This window comes from Mycobacterium gastri (assembly GCF_002102175.1).
Lineage (GTDB): Bacteria > Actinomycetota > Actinomycetes > Mycobacteriales > Mycobacteriaceae > Mycobacterium > Mycobacterium gastri.
Window position 1 is genome coordinate 1 of record NZ_LQOX01000093.1, and the last position, 23,586, is coordinate 23,586.

General features: G+C 65.9%; 18 protein-coding genes, 3 pseudogenes and 1 riboswitch. Of the genes and pseudogenes, 16 read left to right on the top strand and 5 right to left on the bottom strand.

The genetic code is table 11. The features are described 5' to 3' along the window. Positions 1 to 300 precede the first annotated feature (300 nt). Positions 301 to 1,905: a PE family protein gene (locus AWC07_RS09355; protein ID WP_036418020.1), complete on the top strand. Its 1,605-nt coding sequence runs from the start codon at positions 301 to 303 to the stop codon at positions 1,903 to 1,905. Here the strand turns inward: AWC07_RS09355 and AWC07_RS09360 are convergent. Next, positions 1,902 to 2,276 (bottom strand): nuclear transport factor 2 family protein, encoded by a 375-nt coding sequence (locus AWC07_RS09360; RefSeq protein ID WP_036418028.1) that lies wholly within the window; start codon positions 2,274 to 2,276, stop codon positions 1,902 to 1,904. The genes AWC07_RS09355 and AWC07_RS09360 overlap by 4 nt on opposite strands. Before the next feature lie 105 nt (positions 2,277 to 2,381). On the opposite strand from AWC07_RS09360, the gene AWC07_RS09365 reads away from it, so the two are divergent. The 6 genes and pseudogenes from AWC07_RS09365 to AWC07_RS09390 all read left to right on the top strand — a co-directional run bounded on the left by AWC07_RS09365 (position 2,382) and on the right by AWC07_RS09390 (position 5,731). Continuing rightward, positions 2,382 to 3,236 carry a rhomboid family intramembrane serine protease gene (locus tag AWC07_RS09365; RefSeq protein WP_084293707.1) on the top strand — a complete coding sequence of 285 codons (855 nt, stop codon included), beginning with the start codon at positions 2,382 to 2,384 and terminating at the stop codon, positions 3,234 to 3,236. Further along, entirely contained in the window at positions 3,233 to 3,703 is a 471-nt protein-coding gene (locus tag AWC07_RS09370; protein ID WP_036418024.1) for an SRPBCC family protein, read from the top strand. Before AWC07_RS09365 ends, AWC07_RS09370 begins: the two co-directional genes overlap by 4 nt. 237 nt (positions 3,704 to 3,940) lie before the next feature. Continuing rightward, positions 3,941 to 4,093 (top strand): annotated as a pseudogene (locus tag AWC07_RS09375) (type II toxin-antitoxin system VapB family antitoxin); the annotation flags it as partial. A gap of 97 nt (positions 4,094 to 4,190) precedes the next feature. Next, a pseudogene (locus tag AWC07_RS28600) lies at positions 4,191 to 4,569 on the top strand (PIN domain-containing protein). A 344-nt stretch (positions 4,570 to 4,913) separates the two neighbouring features. Beyond that, positions 4,914 to 5,228, top strand: a pseudogene (locus AWC07_RS09385) (type II toxin-antitoxin system TacA family antitoxin); the annotation flags it as partial. Next, the gene (locus AWC07_RS09390; protein ID WP_036413541.1) at positions 5,225 to 5,731 is read left to right on the top strand and encodes a GNAT family N-acetyltransferase; all 507 of its coding nucleotides are present in this window, start codon (positions 5,225 to 5,227) and stop codon (positions 5,729 to 5,731) included. The pseudogene AWC07_RS09385 and the gene AWC07_RS09390, both read left to right, overlap by 4 nt. Before the next feature lie 452 nt (positions 5,732 to 6,183). On the opposite strand, the gene AWC07_RS09400 is transcribed toward AWC07_RS09390, so the two are convergent. The 4 genes from AWC07_RS09400 to AWC07_RS09415 are packed head-to-tail and all read right to left on the bottom strand — an operon-like array spanning position 6,184 to position 10,956. Continuing rightward, positions 6,184 to 6,957 carry an SDR family NAD(P)-dependent oxidoreductase gene (locus AWC07_RS09400; RefSeq protein WP_036413538.1) on the bottom strand — a complete coding sequence of 258 codons (774 nt, stop codon included), beginning with the start codon at positions 6,955 to 6,957 and terminating at the stop codon, positions 6,184 to 6,186. Between the two features lies 1 nt (position 6,958). Continuing rightward, positions 6,959 to 8,557 (bottom strand): AMP-binding protein, encoded by a 1,599-nt coding sequence (locus tag AWC07_RS09405; RefSeq protein ID WP_051508001.1) that lies wholly within the window; start codon positions 8,555 to 8,557, stop codon positions 6,959 to 6,961. Between the two features lie 2 nt (positions 8,558 to 8,559). Beyond that, positions 8,560 to 9,300 (bottom strand): GntR family transcriptional regulator, encoded by a 741-nt coding sequence (locus AWC07_RS09410; protein WP_036413536.1) that lies wholly within the window; start codon positions 9,298 to 9,300, stop codon positions 8,560 to 8,562. 12 nt (positions 9,301 to 9,312) lie between these two features. Then, a complete protein-coding gene (locus AWC07_RS09415) occupies positions 9,313 to 10,956 on the bottom strand; it encodes an SMP-30/gluconolactonase/LRE family protein (RefSeq protein ID WP_036413534.1) in 1,644 nt (547 codons plus the stop codon). A gap of 124 nt (positions 10,957 to 11,080) precedes the next feature. On the opposite strand from AWC07_RS09415, the gene AWC07_RS09420 reads away from it, so the two are divergent. The 9 genes from AWC07_RS09420 (at position 11,081) to AWC07_RS09460 (ending at position 23,259) form a co-directional block, all read left to right on the top strand. After that, the gene (locus tag AWC07_RS09420) at positions 11,081 to 11,947 is read left to right on the top strand and encodes an SDR family NAD(P)-dependent oxidoreductase (protein WP_036413532.1); all 867 of its coding nucleotides are present in this window, start codon (positions 11,081 to 11,083) and stop codon (positions 11,945 to 11,947) included. Positions 11,948 to 11,964: 17 nt separating this feature from the next. Beyond that, entirely contained in the window at positions 11,965 to 13,335 is a 1,371-nt protein-coding gene (locus AWC07_RS09425) for an aromatic ring-hydroxylating oxygenase subunit alpha (RefSeq protein ID WP_036413548.1), read from the top strand. After that, the gene (locus tag AWC07_RS09430; protein WP_036413530.1) at positions 13,332 to 14,522 is read left to right on the top strand and encodes an LLM class flavin-dependent oxidoreductase; all 1,191 of its coding nucleotides are present in this window, start codon (positions 13,332 to 13,334) and stop codon (positions 14,520 to 14,522) included. Before AWC07_RS09425 ends, AWC07_RS09430 begins: the two co-directional genes overlap by 4 nt. Then, positions 14,519 to 16,357: a flavin-containing monooxygenase gene (locus AWC07_RS09435; protein WP_036413527.1), complete on the top strand. Its 1,839-nt coding sequence runs from the start codon at positions 14,519 to 14,521 to the stop codon at positions 16,355 to 16,357. Before AWC07_RS09430 ends, AWC07_RS09435 begins: the two co-directional genes overlap by 4 nt. Continuing rightward, positions 16,357 to 17,286 (top strand): SDR family NAD(P)-dependent oxidoreductase, encoded by a 930-nt coding sequence (locus tag AWC07_RS09440; protein WP_036413524.1) that lies wholly within the window; start codon positions 16,357 to 16,359, stop codon positions 17,284 to 17,286. Before AWC07_RS09435 ends, AWC07_RS09440 begins: the two co-directional genes overlap by 1 nt. Beyond that, on the top strand, positions 17,279 to 18,448 hold the full coding sequence (locus AWC07_RS09445; RefSeq protein ID WP_036413522.1) for a CaiB/BaiF CoA transferase family protein: 1,170 nt from the start codon (positions 17,279 to 17,281) through the stop codon (positions 18,446 to 18,448). The genes AWC07_RS09440 and AWC07_RS09445 overlap by 8 nt, the downstream gene beginning before the upstream one ends. Positions 18,449 to 18,651: 203 nt before the next feature. Next, on the top strand, positions 18,652 to 20,664 hold the full coding sequence (locus tag AWC07_RS09450) for an acyltransferase family protein (RefSeq protein WP_036416356.1): 2,013 nt from the start codon (positions 18,652 to 18,654) through the stop codon (positions 20,662 to 20,664). Positions 20,665 to 20,732: 68 nt separating this feature from the next. Further along, a riboswitch (M-box (ykoK) riboswitch) is annotated at positions 20,733 to 20,905 on the top strand. 273 nt (positions 20,906 to 21,178) lie between these two features. Next, a complete protein-coding gene (locus AWC07_RS09455; RefSeq protein ID WP_036416354.1) occupies positions 21,179 to 21,373 on the top strand; it encodes a hypothetical protein in 195 nt (64 codons plus the stop codon). A 107-nt stretch (positions 21,374 to 21,480) separates the two neighbouring features. After that, the gene (locus AWC07_RS09460; RefSeq protein ID WP_084293637.1) at positions 21,481 to 23,259 is read left to right on the top strand and encodes an NRAMP family divalent metal transporter; all 1,779 of its coding nucleotides are present in this window, start codon (positions 21,481 to 21,483) and stop codon (positions 23,257 to 23,259) included. Positions 23,260 to 23,586: the final 327 nt, after the last annotated feature.

The window sequence follows — 23,586 nt, forward strand, 5'->3', positions numbered from 1 at the left end:
GAGACCCATTTTCGCGGGCATTCCTTACCTGATGCATGGATCAGATCTCGCGGGCATCTTGACTTGATGCATCACGCACCCGCAATGTTGGCGCGACGTCCGGACCTGGCCGGGTGCCGGTGGGCAGTCGACCCTGAGCTCCGGCGTTCCGGCTCGTGGCGGGACCAGGCATCCAGTTTGGTAGCCCAGTGCGGATTCAGATCGATGGGAGCGGAACATTCCTGCCCGGGGGCTGTCGAATCCCCGTTACGCTGAATTCTCGCCGACTTTCTCGGTGGCGCTCCGACGGGAGAGGTAGCGATGGCTTCTGTGATCGCGTCGCCCGAAATGGTTGCCGCGGCCGCGACGGATCTCGCGGGCATCCGCGCGGCGATCAGCTCGGCCAACGCCGCCGCCGCCATCCCGACCACGGGTATGTTGGCCGCCGGGGCCGACGAGGTGTCGGCAGTCATCGCCGCGCTGTTCGATGCGCACGCGCAGACGTATCAGGCGTTGAGTGCCCAGGCGGTCGCTTTCCACGACCAATTCGTCCAGGCGCTCGGCGCGGGTGCGGCCTCCTACGCGACCGCCGAGGCGGCCAACGCGTCGCCGCTTCAGGCGTTGCAGACCCTGGAACAGAGCCTGCTCAACGCGGTCAATGCGCCCGCTCAGGCCCTGCTGGGCCGACCGCTGATCGGCAACGGCACCAACGGTTTACCCAACACCGGTCAGGACGGCGGGCCGGGCGGCCTGCTCTACGGCAACGGCGGCAACGGCGGCTCCGGCGGACCGGGTCAGCTTGGCGGCAACGGAGGGTCGGCCGGACTGATCGGCAATGGCGGGGCGGGAGGAGCCGGCGGTCCTGGCACGGTCGCCTCGGTGGTCGGCAAAGCGGGCGGGGCAGGCGGCAGCGGCGGGTGGCTATTCGGCAACGGAGGCGCCGGGGGGCCGGGCGGCGTGGGTGCGATCGCGGTAGGCGCCAATGGTGGGGCTGGTGGTGACGGCGGCAACGCTGTCGGTCTGTTCGGCAACGGTGGCCCCGGTGGGGCGGGCGGGGTCAGCGGGCCGGGAGCTAACGGCGGCAACGGGGGCAATGGCGGTGACGGCGGCCAGGCGGCGCTATTAGGGGACGGCGGGCTCGGCGGTGACGGCGGCATCGGCGCTGACAACGGTGGGCGTGGCGGTGCCGGTGGTATCGGCGGGCTGGTGGGTGACGGCGGCGACGGCGGGGCTGGCGGCTTCGGCAGCAACGACAACGGCGGCGGCGGCGGCAACGGCGGCAACGGCGGCTTGATAGGTACCGGCGGCGCCGGCGGGGTCGGCGGCTTTGCGGGCAGCGTCAACGGCGACGGCGGCGCCGGCGGCACCGGCGGAAGGGGCGGTGGGTTGCTCGGCGACGGCGGCGCCGGCGGGGACGGCGGGATCGGCTCCAATGCAGGGCTTGCCGGCAACGGTGGCGACGCCGGATTCTTCGGTAACGGCGGCGCCGGCGGCGACGGGCAGTTCGGCACCGCGGGCACGTCGTCGGCCGGTGGTGTCGGCGGTAGCGGCGGCATCGCCGTCGGCAACGGCGGCAACGGCGGCGCGGGCGGAATGGGCGCTCCGGGCGGCAAAGGCGGTAACGGTGGCAACGCGATCGGTTTGTTCGGCCAGGGCGGTGCCGGCGGCGCCGGCGGGCCCGGCCTCGGCGGCATCAGCGGTGGCGGCGGTGGTGACGGCGGCACCGCGGGATTCATCGGCTGGGGCGGGGCCGGTGGTAATGCCGGCACGAGCATCGGACAGCCCGCCGCCGGCGGCAATGGCGGTAACGCCCGGTGGATCGGCGACGGTGGCGACGGGGGGGACGGCATTTTCGGCGGGCCGGGAGGTGCCGGCGGCAAGGGCGGCACCGTCTATGGCTCCGACGGTGCTGCTGGGGCAAGCTAGCCGGCGTCAGTTCGGCGTTGCTTGAAGAACACGCTGACGCGGGAGATCAGACCGTCGTCGTTCTGCTCGAAGAGGATGCATTCGGGCCATTCGGCCTGAGCACCGTCGATCTCGAAGGCCTCGGTCAATTCGACGTAGGACAGCCGCGCATCCACCCTCGAGACCCGCTGCACCCGCAGCTGGTGGTCTTTGAGGCTGGTGAGCACCTTGCGCAGGTAGGCGACGTAGTGCTGTTTGCCCTCGATGACGTCGCAGAACGGGCCCTCCCGGGTCAGGCCGTCGTCGGCGATGGTGGCGGCCAGGCCGTCCCAATCATGAGCGGCCAGACAGGTCAGATAGCGCTCGACAACTCCGGCGCCGGTATCGGTCATGCCCTTGACTCCACGAAAAAACGGTAAGGCAACGCGCTGGGCCAAGAAATATGCGTTCGCCCAACCCACCGCACCCGCGGCGGCGACCCGGGCAAGAATGGTGCGATGAGTAGCCCCAGCGCACCGGAATCGCCGACCTGTTACCGGCATCCGGGCCGTCGGGCGTACGTGCGCTGCAACCGGTGCGAACGGTATATCTGCGCGGACTGCATGCGCGACGCCGCCGTCGGACACCAATGTGTGCAGTGCGTTCAGGCGGGTGCTCGGACCGTTCGACAGCCGCAGACCCGCTTCGGCGGCCGGCAGCGGTCGGCCACGCCGGTGGTCACCTACGCGCTGATGATGATCAACGTGGCGGCCTTCGTCGCGCAGATGTCGTCGGGGGACTTGGAAAAGCAGCTGACCCTGTGGTCGCCCGCGGTGGCCGACGGCCAGCTGTACCGCCTGGTGACCTCGGCGTTCCTGCATTACGGCGCGACGCATCTGCTGCTGAACATGTGGGCGCTGTATGTCGTAGGCCCACCACTCGAAATGTGGCTGGGGCGATTGCGTTTCGGCGCGCTATACGCGCTGAGCGGGCTTGGCGGGTCGGTGCTGGTCTACTTGCTGTCGCCGCTGAACACGGCGACCGCGGGCGCATCGGGAGCAATCTTCGGCCTGTTCGGTGCCACCTTCGTGGTGGGAAAACGGCTGGCCCTCGACGTTCGCTGGGTCGTCGCGGTGATTGTGATCAACTTGGTCTTCACTTTCGTCGTTCCGGCGGTCAGCTCACAACTGATCAGCTGGCAGGGACACGTGGGCGGGTTGGTCACCGGTGGGCTGGTCGCGGCGGCCTACGTCTACCCGCCGCGGGAACACCGGAACGCGGTCCAAGTCACTGCGACGGTCGTTGTGCTGGTCGCGTTGGCCGCGCTGACCTGGTGGCGCACCGCCAGTCTGCTCGCGGAGTTTTCGGCATGAGCTGGTGGGTGGCGTGCGCCGAGCGGACGTTGTCCGAATCAGTACCGGCGCCACCGGATCGGGTCCGCGATTTCTACGTGAACCTGGACAACATCAAGCTCGTGCACCCGCTGATCATTTCCGTGCAGCCGACGGCCCGCGCCGACACCGCGGATGGCTATCTGCAGAGCTATCGAGTGGTAGATCGGATCCCATTGGGGCCGTTTGCTATCCAGATCCGCTATCGGTCGCGGGTACAGGTCCCCGACGACGGCGATGTCAGCACCGAGGCCGACCAGTCGCCCGGGGTCCACGTACGCGCAACCGTGAGTTTCGAGGCGATTGACGCGGGCACCCGGCTCACCGAGCGGATCCGGATCACCGCGCCTCGGCCCCTGGCCCCGTTCACCATCCGCGAGGCGGTCAAGGCGCATCGGGCAATGCTGGCCGGCATCCGCCGCCACTTCGAATGCGGCACGGCGGGATAGGCGAGCACCCGGTGGCAGGTTAGTTTGCCACGGCGATTGCACTGTGTGCGTTTACCTCCCGCTGAATTGAGAGGCTTGCGCGCCACGTCAGAAACGGTCATGACTTACGCACCGCACCGCGTTTGCCGCCGATTTGGCTGGGGGCGGCAATCGAGATCGGTGCACGTGCGCGCGTTAGTTCCGTCGATGTTGGCAACGTATCTATACCATGTATATGTCAAACATAGGAGGCTTGTCATGTCGGTGACTCAGATCGACCTCGACGACGACGCGCTGGCCGAGGTGATGCGGATTGCGGGCGTACACACCAAGAAAGAGGCAGTAAACCTCGCCATGCGCGACTATGTCGCTCGCTTCCGGCGGATCGACGCGCTGGCCAAGTCCCGCGAGCAGGCACAGAGCTGGGATTATGAGGGTTGGCTGGACGCTCGAGCTGGTGAGAAGGCTGCGGGGGCTTGATCTGCTTCCTCGCGGATTCCTCCGCGGTCTGGCGGCTGCTGCGACAGCCCGACCTCACCACGGCGTGGACCTCATCGCTCCTGAGCGGGGCCGTTGGTTCGTGCGAACCACAACGAGCCGAGTTCCGTCGATCAGCGCGTAACACCGACGAGCTCGATCAGATGAACCGGACGTTTGGTGCCATTTTCCCTGACGTGCCGGTACCGAAATCCGTTTGGCGATGGATAGATTCAGCGCAATCCCGGCTCGCGGCCGCAGGTGCGGTACGGGCCCTGTCAGTGGTCGATTTGCTCATCTGCGGTACCGCCGCAGCGAGCGGACTGGTGGTCCTTCATGACGACGCCGACTACGAACTGGCACAGCGACACCTCTCCGATGTCAGAGCACGGCGCGTCACGACCGGCTGATCTCAGCGGATGCCGCACGAGAGTTGAACTGCGGCAGGTCAATTCGCTTGACGCTGGAATGACAGGCGTGCACGTTGTAGCAGAAACGGTCATCACCCACGCAGCGCAGGGCCTGCGTCGACGCAGTGGCGCCAATCGAGATCGGCGCACGTGCGTGCGCTAGTTCGGATCATTCAGTATGGCGCGGACGATGTCTGGCTGGGCGACCCTTATCCCTGGGACCCATGTACACGGCGCACTGGCCTGCCCGGTTCTGCCCGGCATATCTCGGGGTTCGCCCCCGGGCCGCGAAGGGGCCCTTCATACCACATGTGCCAATCAACCAAGTAGAAGCCTCGGCCGACGCATTGACTTGTGTGCCTATTAGGCACACAATGGGGTCTATGTCCAGGAAGACTGAGCGTTTCGCGGTGCGTCTGACACCTGAGCAGGATGCACTAATTCGTCGTGCCGCTGAGGTAGAGGGGACTGACCTCACCAATTTCACGGTGACGGCGACATTGGCGCATGCGCGCGACGTATTGGCCGACCGCCGACTGTTCCTGCTCGATGACGCAGCGTGGAGCGAGTTTCTGGCGGTACTGGACCGGCCGGTGTCGCATAAGCCGCATTTGGAAGAGCTATTCGCGGAGCGGGCTATTTTCGCCGCTGAGACGTGAGCGGTTACAGCGCCCCGCGACCGATCTGTGAGGGCGACGATGTCGCGACCTTTGACAGCGGCGAACCGAGCCTGGATGAGTACCTGTGTACGCGAGCGTTTGCGAACCACCTAGAAGGCGCATTGCGCTGCTTCGTGACATGCCGTGACGGGAGGGTGGTGGGTTTCTACGCGGTCGCGTCGGCGTCGGTGGAACGGCACGCTGCTCCAGGTAAGGTTCGGCGCAACATGCCTGACCCGGTGCCGGTAATCCTGTTGTCACGCCTAGCGATTGACCGCAAGGAGCAGGGCAAGGGGCTGGGCAAGCACTTGCTGCGTGATGCCATCACGCGAAGTGTCGGGGCGGCAGAAGTGATCGGGGTGCGCGCGCTGCTCGTGCACGCGCTGCATGAGGATGCGCGCGCGTTCTATATGCACTTTGACTTTGAGCCGTCCCCGACCGATCCGTTACACCTGCTGCTATTGATCAAAGATGCTCGCGCGCTCATCAACGCCCGAGGTTAGAAGTAGGCCCCGGCATTCATCTCTTGGTTCACCGGCTTTGCGCGACTGCCTCAATAGCCGAAGATTATTGGGATTGGCCCGGCCCACCAAGATCGCGGCCAACCCCGCACCAACACGTTCCATCACCCCGAAAACCTGCTCCACGACGATGACGACGACGACGAAACGGAGTAACTCGGTCAGCCACGAGCTAACTGCTAGCACGCATTTCGGAGTAGTTCGCCCCGACGCGAGGTTGTGAATAACGGAAAGCCCTTCTGTTGCAAGGGAAACTGTGGTTACCACACGCAACAGGTCCAAAGACAGAAGGGCACTTCCGAGTCTGGTTGCTATGACTGGTGGACCGAGGGCTTATCGGCGGCGATGGCGCCGACCAAGAAGCGCTGCCGTGGTCATGACCGGGGCCGGTGCTGACCCATCCGGGGGTTGCCATCGCCGACGTCCCGCATGGTCTATTCGGTTTTCCACTGCGCGGTCAGCGCAGATTCGGAAAGATATTTCGTGGAACTCCAGCCGCCGTCGACGACGATCGTCTGGCCGTTGATGAAGGACCCGCCGGGGGAGCACAGGAACGCCACGGTGCTGGCGACGTCGTCGACGGTCCCCAGCCGGGTATGCGGCGTCATCTCGACATTGATCCGCCGGAAACGCTCGTCCTGCAGCCGGTGCTCGGTCATGGGTGTCTGAATGACCCCGGGAGCCACGGCGTTACACCGTATTCCCTGCGCCCCGTATTGGCAGGCGATGTGGGTGGTCAGCGCGGTGAGCCCACCCTTGGCTGCCGAATAGGCCCCGCCGCGCATGCCGCCGACGACGGCGAACGTCGAGGTGATGTTGACGATCCCGGAGCCGGCGGGCAGGTGCGGCAGCACCTCCCGAATCAGCCGGAACGGCGACCGCAACATCAAGTTCAGGAAGTAGTCCAGCGCCTCGTCGTCCGTCTCGTGCAGCGGCTTCGGGCTGCCCACTCCGGCGGCGTTGACCAGGAAATCGACATGGCCCCAACGGGTTACCGCGGCGTCGGTGATCCGCCGGGGGGCGTCGTCATCGGTCAAGTCGACGGCCCAGGTGGTCACCCGTTCCGGATCGCCGATGGTGTGTGCCAGCGCGGCGAGCTTGTCCGCATTGCGTCCCGTCGCCACCACCGCCATGCCCATCTCGGCAAGCCTTGTCGCGCAACCGAACCCGATTCCGCCTGTTGCGCCCGTGACGATGGCCACCTGCATCTCACTGCTCGCTTTTCATCAGTGCCGCCTTGATCTGGTGCTTGAGGACCTTCCCCGCATCGTTCTTCGGCAGGACAGACCAGATCACCACCTGTTCAGGAATTTTGAACCGGGCTACCCCGGCGGCCTCGAGGAAGCGGCGCAATCCGGTGACGTCCGGCCCCGGCGGGCTGGTGGGTACGACTACGGCACAGGCCCGTTCCCCGGTGCGCTCGTCGGGCAGGCCGACGATCGCGATCTCGGCGATACCGGGATGGTTGACCAGGATGTCCTCGATTTCCTTGGGGGAGATGTTCTCGCCGTTGCGGATGATGACGTCCTTGGCCCGCCCGGTGACCACCAGGTAGTCGTCGTCGACCCAGCGTCCGAGGTCTCCGGTGCGGAAATAGCCCTCGGCGTCGAAGGATCCGGCCTCGTCGTCGGGGTGCTGGTAGCCGGCCAGCATCTGCGGGCCGCGCACCAGGATCTCCCCGGCCACCAGCTTGACGTCGGCGAACCCGACCCGGCCGTCGGTGTCGGCGGCATGGTCAGAGTCATCCGGTGAGCCTACGGTGGTGACCGGCACCTCTGTCGAGCCGTACACCCGGGTGACGACGGTATGGTCGAAATACGCTGCGGCGCTGCGGATCAGCGACGGGGAGACCGACGCGCCGCCGCACACCAACAGCTTCAGGTCGGGCAGCCTGGTGTCGGCTCGTCGCGCGGCGGTGAGCAGTTGCTCCAAGAATGGGGTGGCGCCGGCCAAATGGGTGCAGTGTTCGGCGTGCAGGAGCCGCAACGCATGCTCGGCGCTCCAGGCGTCCATCAGCACCGCGGTTGTACCCAGCAGCAGCGGGCATTCGAACGCATAGATGGAGCCGCCGATGTGGGCGATCGGTGACGGGACCAGGAACGCGTCGCCCTGCTCGATCAGCCAGTGCTCACCGATTTGACGGATCAGCGCATGGATCGAGTTATGAGTGTGCAGTACACCTTTCGCGCGGCCAGTGGTCCCCGAGGTGTACAGAATCATCCTGACGGCGTCGGGATCCGGCTCGGGCAGAAGGGTTTCCGGCGCCGGTTCGGCGAACAGCGACAGGAAGGGAATCTGGGTGTGATCGCAACCGCCGCGCAGCACGACGACATCGGGTGGGGACGCCAGCTCGGCGGTCACCGCACCCAACATCGAAGGATAATCCTGATGGCCGAAATATGAAGGGACAAAGATAATTCGGCTGCCAGAGTCGTCGAGGATGAACCGAAGCTCGTGATCCCGCAGGGACGGCAGGATGGGGTTAACCACCATCCCCGCCAGCGTTGCGGCCAGATAGATTACCGCCGCCTCGTGCCAGTTGGGCAGCATGAACGACACCACACTGTTCGGCGGCAGCCGCGCGTCTAGCTCGCGTGCCAGCGTGGTCGCCCGGTGGTGCAGGGTTTCGCAATCCAGGCGGTGATCGCCGTCCACCAGCGCCACCCGCTGCGGAGTGTTCCGCGCGGACCGGCGCAGTGCATCGGCCAGCGTTTCGCTTACCCACCAGCCGCGGGCGTACGCCTCGGCGGCGCGTTCATCATCCCAGCGAATCCATCGCCCGCCGAGCAGCTTCCGTTCTGCGGCCATGGTCAGCCGCGCATTCGCCGCATCGTCATCGAATGCCGAAACCGCGACGCAGGATGGGTGTTGAGAGTGACTTGGGCGACCCGCCCGTCGGACGCGGTGTAGGTACGGCGCACCCTCAGCGCAGGCGAACCCGGTTCGACGTCGAGACCGTCTGCCAACGCCGGTGAAATGAGTACGGCGGCAATCTCTTGATGAACCTCGACGATGCTTAGCCCGAACAGGTCTTCGATCAGCGGGAAAATGGGACCGTGGTGGCGCTGCAGCAGCCTGCCGACCGCGGCGAACGCGCGGTTGATGTAGTACTCCGTGCGGCACAGCGCTGCCTCGGCGGGCTCGTTCAGCCGGAATCCGCGGACGGCCAGCCATTGCTCGCCGGCGGCCAGACCGGTGGCGGCCGCCAACTCGTCGTCGACGGTGACCATGGCGATGGAGTCGATCGCGAATCTGGTGCCGGTGGCGAACGCGAGTAGATCGTTGATCGACATGACATGCTGGACATAGGAATCCGCCGACGGCCGCGGCATGACGAGCGTCCCGGTGCGTGGCCGCGACGACACCAGGTTGTCGTCGCGCAGGCGGCGCAAAGCCTCGCGAACGGTGTAGCGGCTCACCGCGAACCGCTCACACAGCTCGTGCTCGGTCGGCAACTGCGACCCCACGGGATACACGCCGTCGACAATCTCTTTGCGTAACGTGCGTGCGACCTGCAGGTAACGGTGGTCGATCACTTTTGGTTCGGACAATGTTGGCGCCCTTCAGGATTCCGGGCGCATTGGGCGCAAGGCCAGTATGCTGCCGTCGGCGTCCGCGGACACATACAGGGTGCCGTCGGGCCCGGCGGCGATGCCGGCGAACGGACCCTGTGGTCCGGAGAACGGCGGCATCCCGCGCAGCGGTTTGGGTATGACCCCCGGTGGAGCGCCGACCGGCAGATCGGACGCGATGGTGTGCCGGGCGCCGCCGTCCAGGTCGAAACGGACGAGTTCCTGTGCGCCGGCGTCGACGACGTAGACGTGCCGGTCGAGCACCAGGATGCCCTGGGGACGTTGCAGCCCGTCCAGCAGTGTTCCGGTGCCGCCGATACCGAGTACCCGGCCGGCGCCGGCTTCGGAGACCAGGCAGGTTCCGTCGGCTGTGATCGCCACCCCAACCGGCTCGCTCAGGCCCGATGCCACCACGTCGACCCGGTCGTTACCGATCGACAGCACCCGTCCGGTTCCCAGCTCGGCCACCACCACGGCGCCGGACGGCGCTACCGTCACACCGTAGAGTTGGTCGAAACCGCTTGCCACGACATCGCTTTCACGGTCACCGGGACGGTAGCGGGCCACTTCGCCGTTGGACGTGGTGACCACAAATTCCCCTGGGCTGACGGCCGTCACACCGCGCAGGAAGCCGGGATATCCTGGGGCGAACAGCATTCCAACGGTCCGCGGCGTGCCGTCCCCTGACAATAGGTAGAAGTATGTCCCGTCGGCGATGTAGAGGTTGCCGTCGGCGCCGTCCGCCAGATCCAGCGGCCAGTTCAACCCACCGTCCAGCACGGCGCTGGTAGTTCCGTCGGGAAGGATTTCGGTGATCGCGCCGGTGAAATTCGAGACGAACAGCCGCCCACCGGCGAAAGCCAGGTTGTCCAGGCCGGGTTTCAGCGTCGCCAGCACCGTGCGGTCCCCGCTGCGGGGATCGATTCGCAGCACCTGACCGGTCTGCACTTGGGTGGAGACGAGGTTGCCGTCGGGATCGAATTTCACCGCGTCGGGTACGCCGAGCTCGCCGGCCACGCATTCCGGGACGCCGCCGTCGGGATCGATGCGCCAAATCTCGTTGGCGCCCATGACCGGGAAGTACAACAACCCGTCCGGTCCGACCTCCATGGCGTTGGGTAACGGCACGTTTTCCAGCAGGACCCGCGGCTCACCACCGTTGAGGTCGAGTTCCAGCAGGCGTCCGGCTTCGCGGCATTCGCCGACGAACAACCGGCCCCGATGAAAGGTGATCCCGTTCGCGGACGGCACGTCATCCCGAAGCACCCGGGTGCAGCCGGCCTTGTCCCGCAGGCTGACCCGCCCGTCCATCACCTCGGTCGCGTAAAGGTTGCCGTCCGAGTCGAAGGCGATGTCGTCGGGTGCGACGATGTCGCCTCCCTTGGGACTGATGATGTCGAGGTGCCCGGTCGCCAAGTCGAGCGCACTGATCTGGCTGCCGCTCACCTGCGCTATATACACCCGGCCATCCGGACCGGTGCGTAGACCGTTGGCGCCGAACAGCGGGCTGGGGGCGGTGAGCCGGGTCAGGCTCCAGCCTTCGGCGACGCTCGGCGGCCGCGCGGCCGGGTAGCGGCCCTGGGGAGAGCCACTGTGTTGTCTCGATCCGGTTCCGGCAGTCACTGCTCGGACCATAGCAATCGCTCGCTGGTCCAGACAATATGACTACTGCAATCCGAGACAGCCTTGACGCGCCTTGCCCCTGGCGAGAATCATGTTCTTCGATGAATGCACGCCGTTATCTTGTCCAGACAATTAGATGAGTGGCGATCTGTTGAGTTTGGCCGGCCGGGTTGTGGTGATCGCCGGTGCGGCGGGCGGCGGTATCGGCACCACCGTGACGCGCCTGGTTGCCCAGGCGGGGGCGACGGTGGTCGCGGTGAGCCGCGGGCAAGACAATCTCGACCGGCACCTGGACCCGTTGATCGCCGAGGGGCTGCCGGTGGTGAAGGTGGCGGCCGATATCTCCACCGACGACGGCATCGATACCACCATGGACGCGGTCCGGCGCACCGACGGCCAACTGCACGGTCTGGTCAATGTCGCCGGCGGCGCCGACCCGCCGACCTGGATGCCCTCGACCCGGGTAACCCGCAGTGACTGGCGCGAGCTGTTCACCCGCAATCTGGAGACGATGTTCTTCATGAGCCAGGCGGTGGCCACGGAGTTGAAGCGCCAAAAGCATTCGGGGTCAATCGTTTCCCTCTCCTCGATCAGCGGAATGAATACCGCGCCGTTCCATATCGCCTACGGCAGCGCCAAAGCGGCGATCGTGGCGGCTACCCGCACGATGGCCCTCGAACTCGCTTGCGACGTCAGCGGAACCGCCATTCGAGTCAACGCGGTGGCACCCGGGATCACCGAGACGCCGGCGTCGCGCACCTACACCGGCGAGGACCCCGACCGCGACCGGCGTGCCATTGCGATGGGGCGGCGGGGACGCCCGGAGGAGGTCGCGGGCGCCATCCTCTTCCTGCTGTCCGACCTGTCGAGCTACATCACCGGACAAACGCTGCTGGTCGACGGCGGGTTGAACCTCAAGTGGGGACATCTGGGCGCCGACAACACCTCGTTGTTTCTCAAGGACGACTCGTTTCGCGCGGCAATCAAGCGCTGGGAGGCCTGAGCTGGATGGAGATTTCGATGAACCCGGCCGATAACGACGCTGAGCTGAGCGCACCGGTCACGATCGGCGTCGAAGCCTACGTTTCCGAAGACTACGCCCGCGCCGAACGGGACAAGCTGTGGCGCAAGGTATGGCAGCAAGTCGGGCGCGTCGAAGACCTGCCGAAGGTGGGCAGCTACCTGACCTACGACATTCTCGACGACTCGATCGTGGTGGTGCGCACCGCACCCGACACCTTCAGAGCACACCACAACGTCTGCATGCACCGCGGCCGCCGGCTGGTGGACGTCCCCGCGGGCGCCAAAAGCGCGTGCGGCCAGAAGAAGTCGTTCGTCTGCGGGTTTCACGGCTGGACCTACGACCGGGACGGCAACTGCATCCACATTCCCGAACACCAGGATTGGCAGGGTGCTCTGACCCCGGAGAACACCCATCTGGCGCCCGTGCACGTCGACACCTGGGGCGGCTGGATCTGGATCAACATGGATCCCGCCGCCGAGCCGTTACGCGACTATCTGGAGCCCGCCGCCACCACGCTCGACCCGTTCAACCTGCAGGACATGCGCTGCAAATGGCGAAAGTGGCTGCATTTCCAGTGCAATTGGAAGGTGGCGATGGAGGCCTTCAACGAGACCTACCACGTCGCGACCACCCATCCGCAATTCAACAAGTTCGGCAACTTCCGCGGCTGGGCCAAGGCGCACGGAAAGCACAGCAACATCGGCTACGACGCACCGAAGGGCCTGGAAGAAACCAAATCCAAGATCCGGCTCGGCACCGGCGCCGACCCGCGGGTGTCCACGGCCGAAATGCAGCGCTACACCCTGGAAGAGACCAACGCCACCACCACCAAGACGTTGGTGGACGCGGCACTTCGGCTGGTCGACGAGCTGCCCGAGGACACGCCCGCCGGCCAGGTGCTGGACCACTGGCTGACCTCGGCTCGCCGGGACGACGCCGCCCGGGGAGTGATCTGGCCGGCCATCAATCCCGAGCACCTGGCCGGCAGCGGTACCGCCTGGCAAATCTTTCCGAACTTCCAGATCGGGCAGGGCCTTACGACGGCGCTGTGCTACAGCGCCCGGCCGCACGGCTACCAACCCGACCAGTGCATCTTCGAGGCCGCCTGCTACGAGCTGTTTCCGAAAGGCGAAGAGCCCCACACCGAATGGGTGTATGCGTCACCCGATGACCCGAGCTGGCGCACTGTGCTGCCGCAGGACTTCTCCAATATGGCCGCGGTTCAGCAGGGCATGAAGTCGCTGGGCTTCCCCGGTCCCAAACCCAATCCCTACATGGAACGCAGCACCGCCAACCTGCACCGCAATCTCGCTAGGTATATGGACACCGGTGCGCCACGCCAATTGACAACGGAGACCAAGCGATGAAAGTCAATATCGGGCTGGGAGCACACAACTCCCACGACTGGGAACGCGTGCTGGCCGGAGATTTCGGCCACCCACCGACAACCCCGGACTGGCAGTGCGTCCAGGCCACGCTCGCGCTCGGTGATCTGGCCGAACCGCTCGGGTTCGACGGCATCTGGCTGCCGGAACACTGCGGCACCCCGTACGGCATGACACCCAACCCGATTCAGGCACTCAGCTACTTCGCCGGACGCACGCAGCGGATCGGACTGGGGACCTTTGTTGTCGTGGCGCCCTGGTGGCATCCGGTCCGGCTGGCGCACCAGATCGCCTATCTGGACATACTTTCCAACGGCCGCTACACCACGATCGGGGTCGGGCGCGGGGTGTCGAAGGGAGAGTTCGCCGCCGTCGGCGTCCCGCGTGACGAAAGCCGCCAGCGTTTCAACGAAACGCTCGACATCCTGCAGTTGGCATTGTCGGGGGAGCGGTTCGGCTACGAAGGCGAGATCTTCACGGTCCCGGAGATGTCGCTGCGTCCGGAGCCCCAAAGCCGCGACCTGTTCTCCCGGATCTACAGTTCCTCGTCGACGGCCGAGTCGCTGGAGATCCTGGCGCGCCGGGGTATGGTGCCGCTGTTCGTGGGCAACAAGCCGATCGAGGACGCCGGCCGGGAAGTCCAGCAGGTCAACATCTTCCGCAAAGAAGAAGGCCTGCCGCCGTGTCAGCCCAAAAACGTCATGTTCATGTATTGCACTGCCAACCCCGAAGACGCCGCCAAGTCCGAGGAGTGGATCTGGACGGCGAACCGGGATGTCACGGTGCACTACGGATTCGCCGATGCATCGAACTTCAAGGGCGTCAAAGGCTACGAGGCCTATGCGGCCCGCGAGGCCAGCGCCACCGCCGTGCTGGCCTCGTCGGTGACCGGCCCCTCGCCGAGTGACACCAAGAGCGCTCAAAAGACGCCCGGCTATCACGCCTCCAACTTGTTGATCGGCACGCCGGAAGAAATCCTCCAGCGGCTGAGCGCCGCTCAGCAGGCATGTTCATTCTGCGAGCTGACCATCGTCCCGCAATTCGGCACCATGCCCTACGAAGAGGCGATGGCCAGCACGCGACTGTTCGCCGCGGAGGTGCTGCCCGCCGCGCACGAAATGAAGGCGCCGCTGCATCCGGCGGCGCTGCCGGAAAACGCGCTGGCATGACGGCACCCGACTGCCCGCCGACGCAGACGCCGCAGGATATCGACCTGCCTGCGCTGCGGGAAAGGTACCGCCGTGAGCGGGAAAAGCGGCTGCGGCCGGAAGGCTCCCAGCAGTACATCGAGCTCGTCGACGAGTTTGCGGGGTATTACGAAACCGACCCGCATTCGCCGCTGCTGGTTCGCGATCCGATCTCGGCGGACATCGACGTCCTGGTGCTGGGCGGCGGCTTCGGCGGGCTGCTGTGCGGCGCGTATCTGAAGAAGGCAGGGGTCGACGACGTCCGGATCATCGAGCTGGGCGGCGATTTCGGCGGTGTCTGGTACTGGAACCGCTATCCCGGACTGCAGTGCGACAACGAATCCTATTGCTACATACCGCTGCTGGAAGAACTCAACTACATGCCCAGCAAGAAGTTCGCCGACGGCACCGAGATCTACGAGCATTGCCGGCGCATTGGAAAGCACTACGGGCTCTACGATTCGGCGATCTTCTCCACCCAGGTGCGCGCCTTGCACTGGGACGAGTCGATGAAGCGCTGGCGGGTGAGCACCAACCGCGACGACGACCTGCGGGCCCGGTTCGTGGTCATGGCGTCCGGGCCGTTCCACCGGCCCAAACTGCCTGGCATTCCGGGCATCAAAGACTTCAAGGGCCACAGCTTCCACAGTTCCCGCTGGGACTACGACTACACCGGCGGAGACAGCAATGGTGGCCTGGTCAAGCTCAGCGACAAACGCGTCGCCGTCGTCGGGACCGGGGCAACCGCCGTCCAGATCGTGCCGTACCTGGGCCGGTATGCCAAGCAGCTCTATGTCTTTCAGCGCACGCCATCGTCAGTCGGGCCGCGCAACAACGCACCCACCGATCCAGAGTGGGTGAAATCGCTGCGGCCGGGCTGGCAGAAGGAACGCCAACGCAACTTTCACGCCTGGACGTTCGAGGGTATGGCGCTCGGCCAACCCGACTACGTCTGCGACTTCTGGACCGAACTCGGACGCAACACCGCCGCACGGGTGCTCGCGCTACCGGATCCGGCGTCGATGACGCCGGAACAGTTCATGGCGATCCGGGAGGAGGAGGACTACAAGGTCATGGAGCGGCTGCGGCGCCGGGTCTCGAGCATCGTCGAGGACCCGGAAACCGCCGAGGCGCTCAAACCGTACTACCGGTTCCTGTGCAAGCGACCCTGCACCAACGACGAATACCTGCAGACCTTCAACCGTCCCAATGTGACGCTGGTGGACGTATCGGCGACCAAAGGTGTGCCGCGGGCCACCGAAAAAGGCCTGGTAGCCAACGATATTGAGTACGAACTCGACTGCATCATCTACGCCAGCGGCTTCGAGATCACCACCGAGATCAGCCGCCGCTATTCGATCGACACGATCGAAGGCCGGGACGGGCGTTCGCTGTTCGACTACTGGCGCAACGGCTACCGGACTTTTCACGGGTTCACCAGCCGTGGCTTTCCCAACCAGTTCTTCACCGGCTTCACCCAGGTCGGTATCTCGGCCAATATCGCCGCCAACTACGAACTGCAGGGCGAGCACATCGCCTACATCATCTCGCAAGCCCTGGCCCGTGGCGCCACGACAGTGGAGCCGACCCGAGAGGCACAAGACGATTGGTGCCGGACCATCCGGGAGACGGCGATCGACAACAGCGCGTTCGACCTGGAATGCACACCCGGCTATTACAACAACGAAGGCGGCGGCGGCGAAGGGATCCGATCGCATCTGGGCGAGCCGTATGGGCCGGGCTTCTACGCGTTCAGCGACCTGCTGACCGCCTGGCGCGACCAAGGCGACCTGGACGGCCTCGCCCTGGAATCCTGATGAGCGAACTCAGATTCGACGACCGGGTGGCCGTGGTCACCGGGGCCGGCCGCGGACTGGGCCGCTCCTATGCCCTGCTGCTGGCTGCCCGGGGCGCCAACGTCGTCGTCAACGACACCGGATCCAGCCTGACCGGCGAGGGTTTGGACCCCGGCCCGGCACATGAGGTGGTGGCCGAGATCCGGGCGGCCGGCGGCGACGCTGTCGCGTGCGTCGACTCGGTGGCCACCGCTGCGGGCGGCCAGGCGATCATCCGGACGGCCCTGGACCGCTACGGCCGGATCGACATCCTCATCCACAACGCCGGCACGGTGCGACGAGCCTCGTTGAAGGAGATGAGCTACCAGGACTTCGATTCGGTGATCGACGTGCACTTGCGCGGGGCCTTTCATGTGGTGCGGCCGGCGTTTCCGCTGATGTGCGAAGCGCACTACGGCCGCATCGTGTTGACGTCGTCGATCGGCGGCCTGTACGGCAATTGCGGCGTGGCCAGTTATGCTGCCGCCAAGGCGGGCCTAGTCGGCCTGTCCAATGCCGTGGCACTCGAAGGCGCCCCGGAAGGAGTGCTCTGCAACGTGATCGTTCCCGCGGCGGTGACCAGAATGGCTGACGGACTGGATATGTCGGCGTACCCGCCGATGGACGCCGACCTGGTGGCACCCGTCGTCGGGCTGCTGGCTCACGAATCGTGCCCGGGCACCGGTGAGATGCTGGTCGCCGTCGCCGGCCGGGTCGCCAGAGCGGTGGTCGCCGAATCCCCTGGCGTGTACCGTCCGTCGTGGTCGATCGAGGACGTGGCCGAATGCCTAGACGACATCCGCGACCTCACCGAGCCGCTGGTGTTTGCGGTGGTGCCCGACGGTCATGGCGAACATCTCCGGTACAGCTTCGAAATGGCGACGCGCAATACAGGTCTGCCAGATGCCTAGCAACAGCGCGGGCCCGCTGGTCGGGGTGCGTGTCGTCGATCTGACCGCGATGGTGATGGGGCCCTACTGCACCCAGATCATGGCCGACATGGGCGCCGACGTCATCAAGGTGGAACCGCCGGACGGTGACGACACCCGCTACATTTCGGTCGGTCCGGCCCGCGGTATGAGCGGTGTGTTCGTCAACGTCAATCGGGGCAAACGTGCCATCACTGCGGACTTGCGGTCCGACTCCGGAAAGGCCGCGCTGCGGGCGCTCGTCGAGCAGGCCGACGTCTTCATCCACTCGATGCGGTCCAAGGCGATCACCCGGCTCGGATTCGGCTACTCCGAGGTGGCCGCCATCAATCCGGGCATCGTCTACACCAACTGCTATGGATACGGCCGACACGGACCCAACCGAGATCTGCCGGCCTACGACGACACCATCCAGGCCGCTTGCGGTTTACCGTTCGTCCAGGAGCAGCTGACCGGTGAGGCCAATTATGTGGGAACGATTTTGGCCGACAAGGTCGCCGGTCTGACCGCCCTCTACGCCACGATGATGGCGCTGTTCCACCGAGAGCGCACCGGCGAAGGGCAAGAAGTGGAAGTCGGCATGTTCGAAACCATGGCCTCCTTCATGCTGGTGGAGCATGCCAACGGCGCCATGTTCGATCCGCCGCTGGGTCCGGCGGTCTATCCGCGCACGGTGGCTCCCAACCGGCGGCCGTACCGAACCAGCGACGGCTACATCGCCGCGCTGATTTACAACGACAAGCACTGGGCGGCGTTCGTCAACGCGGTGCGACCGCCCTGGGCCAACGGTTGTTACGCCACGCTGGAGGGACGAGCGCGCGAGATCGACACGGTGTATGCGCGATTGGCCGAAACGATTGCCCAGCGCACCACAAAGGAATGGCTCGAACTGTTCCGGGAGCTGGAGATACCGGCGTCGCCGCTGTCCAGTCCCGCAGCATTGTTCGACGACCCGCACCTCAACGCCGTGGGATTCTTCGAGACGGTGGCCACGCCCGCAGGCCCGGTGCGCTTTCCCGGTGTGCCGACCTGGTTTTCCCGAACGCCCGGCCGGGTCGCCGGCCCGGCCCCCGAACTGGGCGCACATACCGCAGAAGTGCTTGATGAGCTGGGACTGGGCGTCGAGGCCGACATCGCTGAATGAGCCCGCCCTCGCGTGTCTTCGAAGGATTTCTACGTCGCCGTAGCTAAGCTGGCTGGGATCAAGAGGAGGGGCAGCGACGTATCGGCAGCAACGACGGCGCCGGGCGGCAATGCGGTCAGGGCGCGCTAACAGCGAGCACTGAGCCGGACGGGAAACATTCCGTACCGGCACGTTCGGCAGCACGACGCCGTTGGGTGGCGCCGGTGCGCCGCGGCGGACGGCGGGCCGTCCCGGATCGGCCCGAGCGACACGGCGGTATCCCGGCGCTGGATGGGCTGCGCGCGATCGCGGTTGCCCTGGTCCTCGCCGGGCATGGCGGCATTCCCGGCATGGGTGGCGGGTTCATCGGTGTCGACATCTTTTTCGTCCTCAGCGGGTTCCTGATCACGTCGCTGCTGCTCGACGAGCTGCGGCACACCGGCCGCATCAGCTTGACCGCGTTCTGGATTCGCCGTGCCCGGCGGCTGCTGCCGGCGCTGGTGTTGATGGTGCTCACCGTCACCGCGGCCCGCGAATTCCTTCCCTACCAAGCGCTTACCGGTCTGCGCAGCGACGCGATCGCCGCTTTCCTGTGGATGGCGAACTGGCGGTTCGTGGCGCAGAAGACCGATTACTTCACTCAAGGCGCCCCGCCGTCACCGCTGCAGCACACCTGGTCACTGGGGGTGGAGGAGCAGTACTACATTGCCTGGCCGCTACTGCTGATCGCCGTGACGTTGCTGTTGGCGGCGCGGGCCAAACGCTACTTCGCCAAGACCACGGTGGGCCACGTTCGGTTCGCCGCCTTCGTGATAGCGACCCTGGGTGCGCTCGCCTCGGCCGCGGCGGCCATCGTCTTCGTCTCCGCGGCGACGCGTGACCGGATCTATTTCGGCACCGACACGCGTGCCCAGGCCCTGTTGATCGGCGCCGCGGCATCGGCTCTGCTGGTTCGGGATTGGGCCGCACTGAACCGCGGCTGGTGTCTGGTCCGCAGCCGGTGGGGGCGGCGAATGGCCCGCCTGCTCCCGGTCATCGGTGTGGCCGCGCTGGCGGCGATGATTCACTTCGCGACCGGCGGCGTCGCCGAATTCCGGCACGGTCTGCTGCTGGCCGTGGCCGTGGCCGCCGTCTTGGTGGTCGCCCCGGTGGCGCTCGAGCAACGCGGAGCGGTGGCGCGGGTGCTGGCGTGGCGGCCGTTGGTCTGGCTGGGCACCATTTCGTACGGCGTCTATCTATGGCACTGGCCGATCTTCCTGACGCTCAACGGTGAACGCACCGGCTGGACCGGATTCCAATTGTTCGGCGTTCGCTGCGCCGCCACCGTGGCCTTGGCCGCCGCGTCATGGTGGTTGATCGAACAACCCATCCGGCGCTGGCGACCCTCAGGTGTTCCGCTGCTGCCGCTGGCCGCGGCAACCGTGGCGACCGCGGCCGCGGCGACGATGCTGGTCGTCCCCGTCGCAACCGGACCCGGTCTGCGCGAAGTTGGTCTGCCGCCGGGCGTTTCGGCGGTCGCGGCGGTATCCCCGTCGCCACCGGGCGCGGGCCATTCGGGTCCGAATCCGGGCCCGCGGGATCCCAACCGGCCGTTCACCGTTTCGGTGTTCGGTGATTCGATCGGCTGGACCATGATGCATTACCTGCCGCCCACCCCCGGATTCAGATTCGTCGACCACACGGTCATCGGGTGCAGCCTGGTGCGCGGCACGCCGTATCGGTACATCGGCCAGACCCTGGAGCAAAGACCGGAATGCGACGGCTGGCCCAGCAGGTGGTCGACGCAGATCAGCCAGGATCAACCCGATGTCGCGCTGCTGATCATCGGCCGGTGGGAGACCGTGGATCGGGTCAACGAAGGAAAATGGACCCACATCGGTGACCCGACCTTCGATGCATACCTCAATTTCGAGCTGCAGCGGGCCCTCAATATCGTCGGCTCCAGCGGTGTCCGGGTGACGGTGGCCACCGTCCCCTACAGCCGCGGCGGTGAGAAACCCGACGGCCGCCTGTACCCGGAGGACCAACCCGTCCGGGTGAACCAATGGAACACCATGCTGCGCAACACCGTCCGCGACCACCCGAACGTCGGGATCATCGACCTCAACAAGAAGCTGTGTCCCGACGGTGTTTACACCGCCAAGGTCGACGGTATCCAGGTGCGCAGCGACGGTGTTCACCTCACTCCCGAAGGCGTGAAGTGGCTGTTGCCCTGGCTCGAGGAGTCGCTGAGGTAGTCAGCGGTAACCGCCTCGGTGATATCCCGTTTGACGCGCCGGCGGTACCGGTGTAAGCATTAAATCCGCAAGCACCTCGGTAGGTGAGGCGTCTGCGTGGATACAGGCCACTGACCCCGAACGTCGAGAGACGCCCCGGGTCAGGACAGCTCTTCCCGGCCTAAGGGTTGAGCCCAAGTGGCTTCCGGGCGAGGTCCGGATACGCCGTGCAGTGCCAAAGCTCCGACGAGAGGGGTGCGCCCAGCGGTTGGCGCCGGGCGAGCCCTCCTCGTACAGGTGACTGTGGTGACACCCCCGTGTGTCCTGGCCGTGAGGAGGTGAGGGCGAGATGAGTAGTCCGGGCGATAGTCCGTATCCGAAATCCGTCTTGTCCCGATCCGGCTCCGGCATTTCTGCCTTCTGAGTCTTCCCGGACTTCCGTTGCCGCGTAGGCGTTTTCATGCGGCACTTGGCCGGGTGCTCGGATCGCCGGCGAAGTGACGCAAGTCGATCGGGCTGCCGGCAGGAGAAAGCAATGACCACGATGGCCACGAATTTTGCGGTGCCGCGACGGTTTAACCAGGCTGCCAAGGTACGGGGCCGGTCGGTGCTGCGCACCGGCCGCAGGCTGTCGGGCAAGCTGAGCGCGTCCTTCACCATGACCCCACAGCAGCGGGCCGACGCGTATCTGGCGCGGATGCCTATCGCGGTGATCACCGACCCGCACTAAGCGACAACATGTCACTAACCGATTCAGCGGGCAGGCGTCGATCGGGCACCCGCCCGCTGAATCGGCCCGCCCGCCCGGCCAACCTCACTCAGATAGCGAGTAATCCGATGACTTCGATCACCACCCGGCGCCACGGTGGGCCACCCGGACGCGCGCCCGGCCAAACCCCGCCCACTCCCGTCGTGCCCGACCCTGTGGTGGCGGATATGGCACATTGCGGTGACATCGTCGGTGCTTTCGGACGGATTTCCCGCGATGGCGATGGCGACGGCGCAAGCCGCGGACGCTGGGCGCGTCTGCGGACCTTGATGATCATCAGTGGCCCCGGCCTGATCGTGATGGTTGGCGACAACGACGCCGGCGGTGTCGCGACGTACGCGCAGGCCGGTCAGGACTACGGGATGAAGCTGTTGTGGACGCTGACGTTGCTGATCCCGGTGCTGTATGTAAACCAGGAGATGGTGCTGCGACTCGGTGCCGTCGCGCGGGTTGGGCACGCGCGGTTGATATTCGAACGCTTCGGCAAATTCTGGGGCGCATTCAGCGTCGGCGACCTGCTGATTCTCAACGCGCTGACGATCGTCACCGAATTCATCGGCGTATCAATGGCACTCGGGTTCCTGGGTTGTCCCAAGGTCATTGCCGTTCCGGCCGCTGCGGTGCTGTTGTTCGCCGTGGTGGCCGGCGGGTCGTTCCGCCGCTGGGAAGCGATGATGTTCCTTCTGATCGCGGTGAACGTGGTGATCATTCCAATGGCTCTGCTGGTGCACCCGACCCTTACCGGGACCGTCGACGGACTGCGCCCACAGTTCCCGGGCGGACTCGACGCCACCGTGCTGTTGCTGATCGTCGCGATCGTAGGCACCACCGTCGCGCCATGGCAGTTGTTCTTCCAGCAGTCCAACGTGGTGGACAAGCGCATCACCACACAGTGGATTCCTTATGCGCGAGCCGATTTGGTACTCGGCATCGTCGTCGTGATGGCCGGTGCGACAGCGCTGATGGCGGTGACCGCGTTCGGATTGTCCGGCACCGCCGACGCCGGGCACTTCACCGACGCGGGTGCAGTGGCAACGGGGCTGGCCAACCACTTCAGCGGCACGGTGGGCATGCTGTTCGCGATCATCCTGCTCGACGCGTCATTGATCGGGGCGAACGCGATCGGCCTGGCCACCACCTATGCCGTCGGTGACGCGATGGGCAAGCGGCACTCGCTGCACTGGAAAGTCAGTGAAGCGCCGCTGTTCTACGGCGGCTACGCCGTCCTCCTTGCGGTGTCGGCCGCGATTGCGTTCAGTCCTGATCAGGTCCTGGGCCTGGTGACCCAGGGCGTGCAGGCGCTCGCCGGCATCCTGTTGCCCTCGGCGACCGTCTTCCTGGTCCTGTTGTGCAATGACCGCGCGGTTCTAGGGCCATGGACAAACACGTTGCGGCAGAACATCGTTGCCTGGTCGACGGTGTGGTGCCTGGTGTTGCTGTCGCTCGCGTTGACGACGGCGACGTTCTTCCCGCACCTGTCCACCACCACCCTGGTGACCGGGCTCGCGGCCGGAGCGGTGACCGGCATCATCGGCGGCATCGCCGTGCTGATCGCCGGCCGGCGCAAGGGCGATCGCCGCAAAGCGGAGACGATTTCGCGGGCATTCGGTGGCGGCCTGGATCCGCAAGACGTCGACGAACTCGACGACACCTCGCTGCTGACCCGCGCCGAGCGGCGTGCTGTTCGCCGGCAGGACCGGGCGAACTGGCGTACCCCCGATCTGGCCACCATCACCCGCCCGACCATGTCACCGGCCCGTCGTGCGGGCCTGTTCACCCTGCGCGGCTATCTGGTGGTGGCGGTCGTGCTGGTCGTCGTCAAGGTCGTCGAGGCCGGCCTGGGCTGATCGGGATCACGACACGCGGCACTGTCGACCCCGACCGTGGGCTGGTGCGGTTGGGTCGGCGGCTGACGGTGCCGAGTGTGCGCGGATGGCGCCGAGTGTGCGCTCAGGGCGGGCCGATCGTGAATGTTCCCGCCCTACATGCACAGTCAAAGCCGTCACCGCACACTCGATACGGCGGCATGACAGCCGATTCGGTGAGCACGTGAGACATCCCCCAAACGCCTGCCATCACGAGAGGTTTGAGCGAAGGTGCGGTATCGGCGCGCCGAAAACGCTGAAAACAGAGCCAGGCATCCAAGGCTGCGCAAGAGAACATTGTTCACCAGC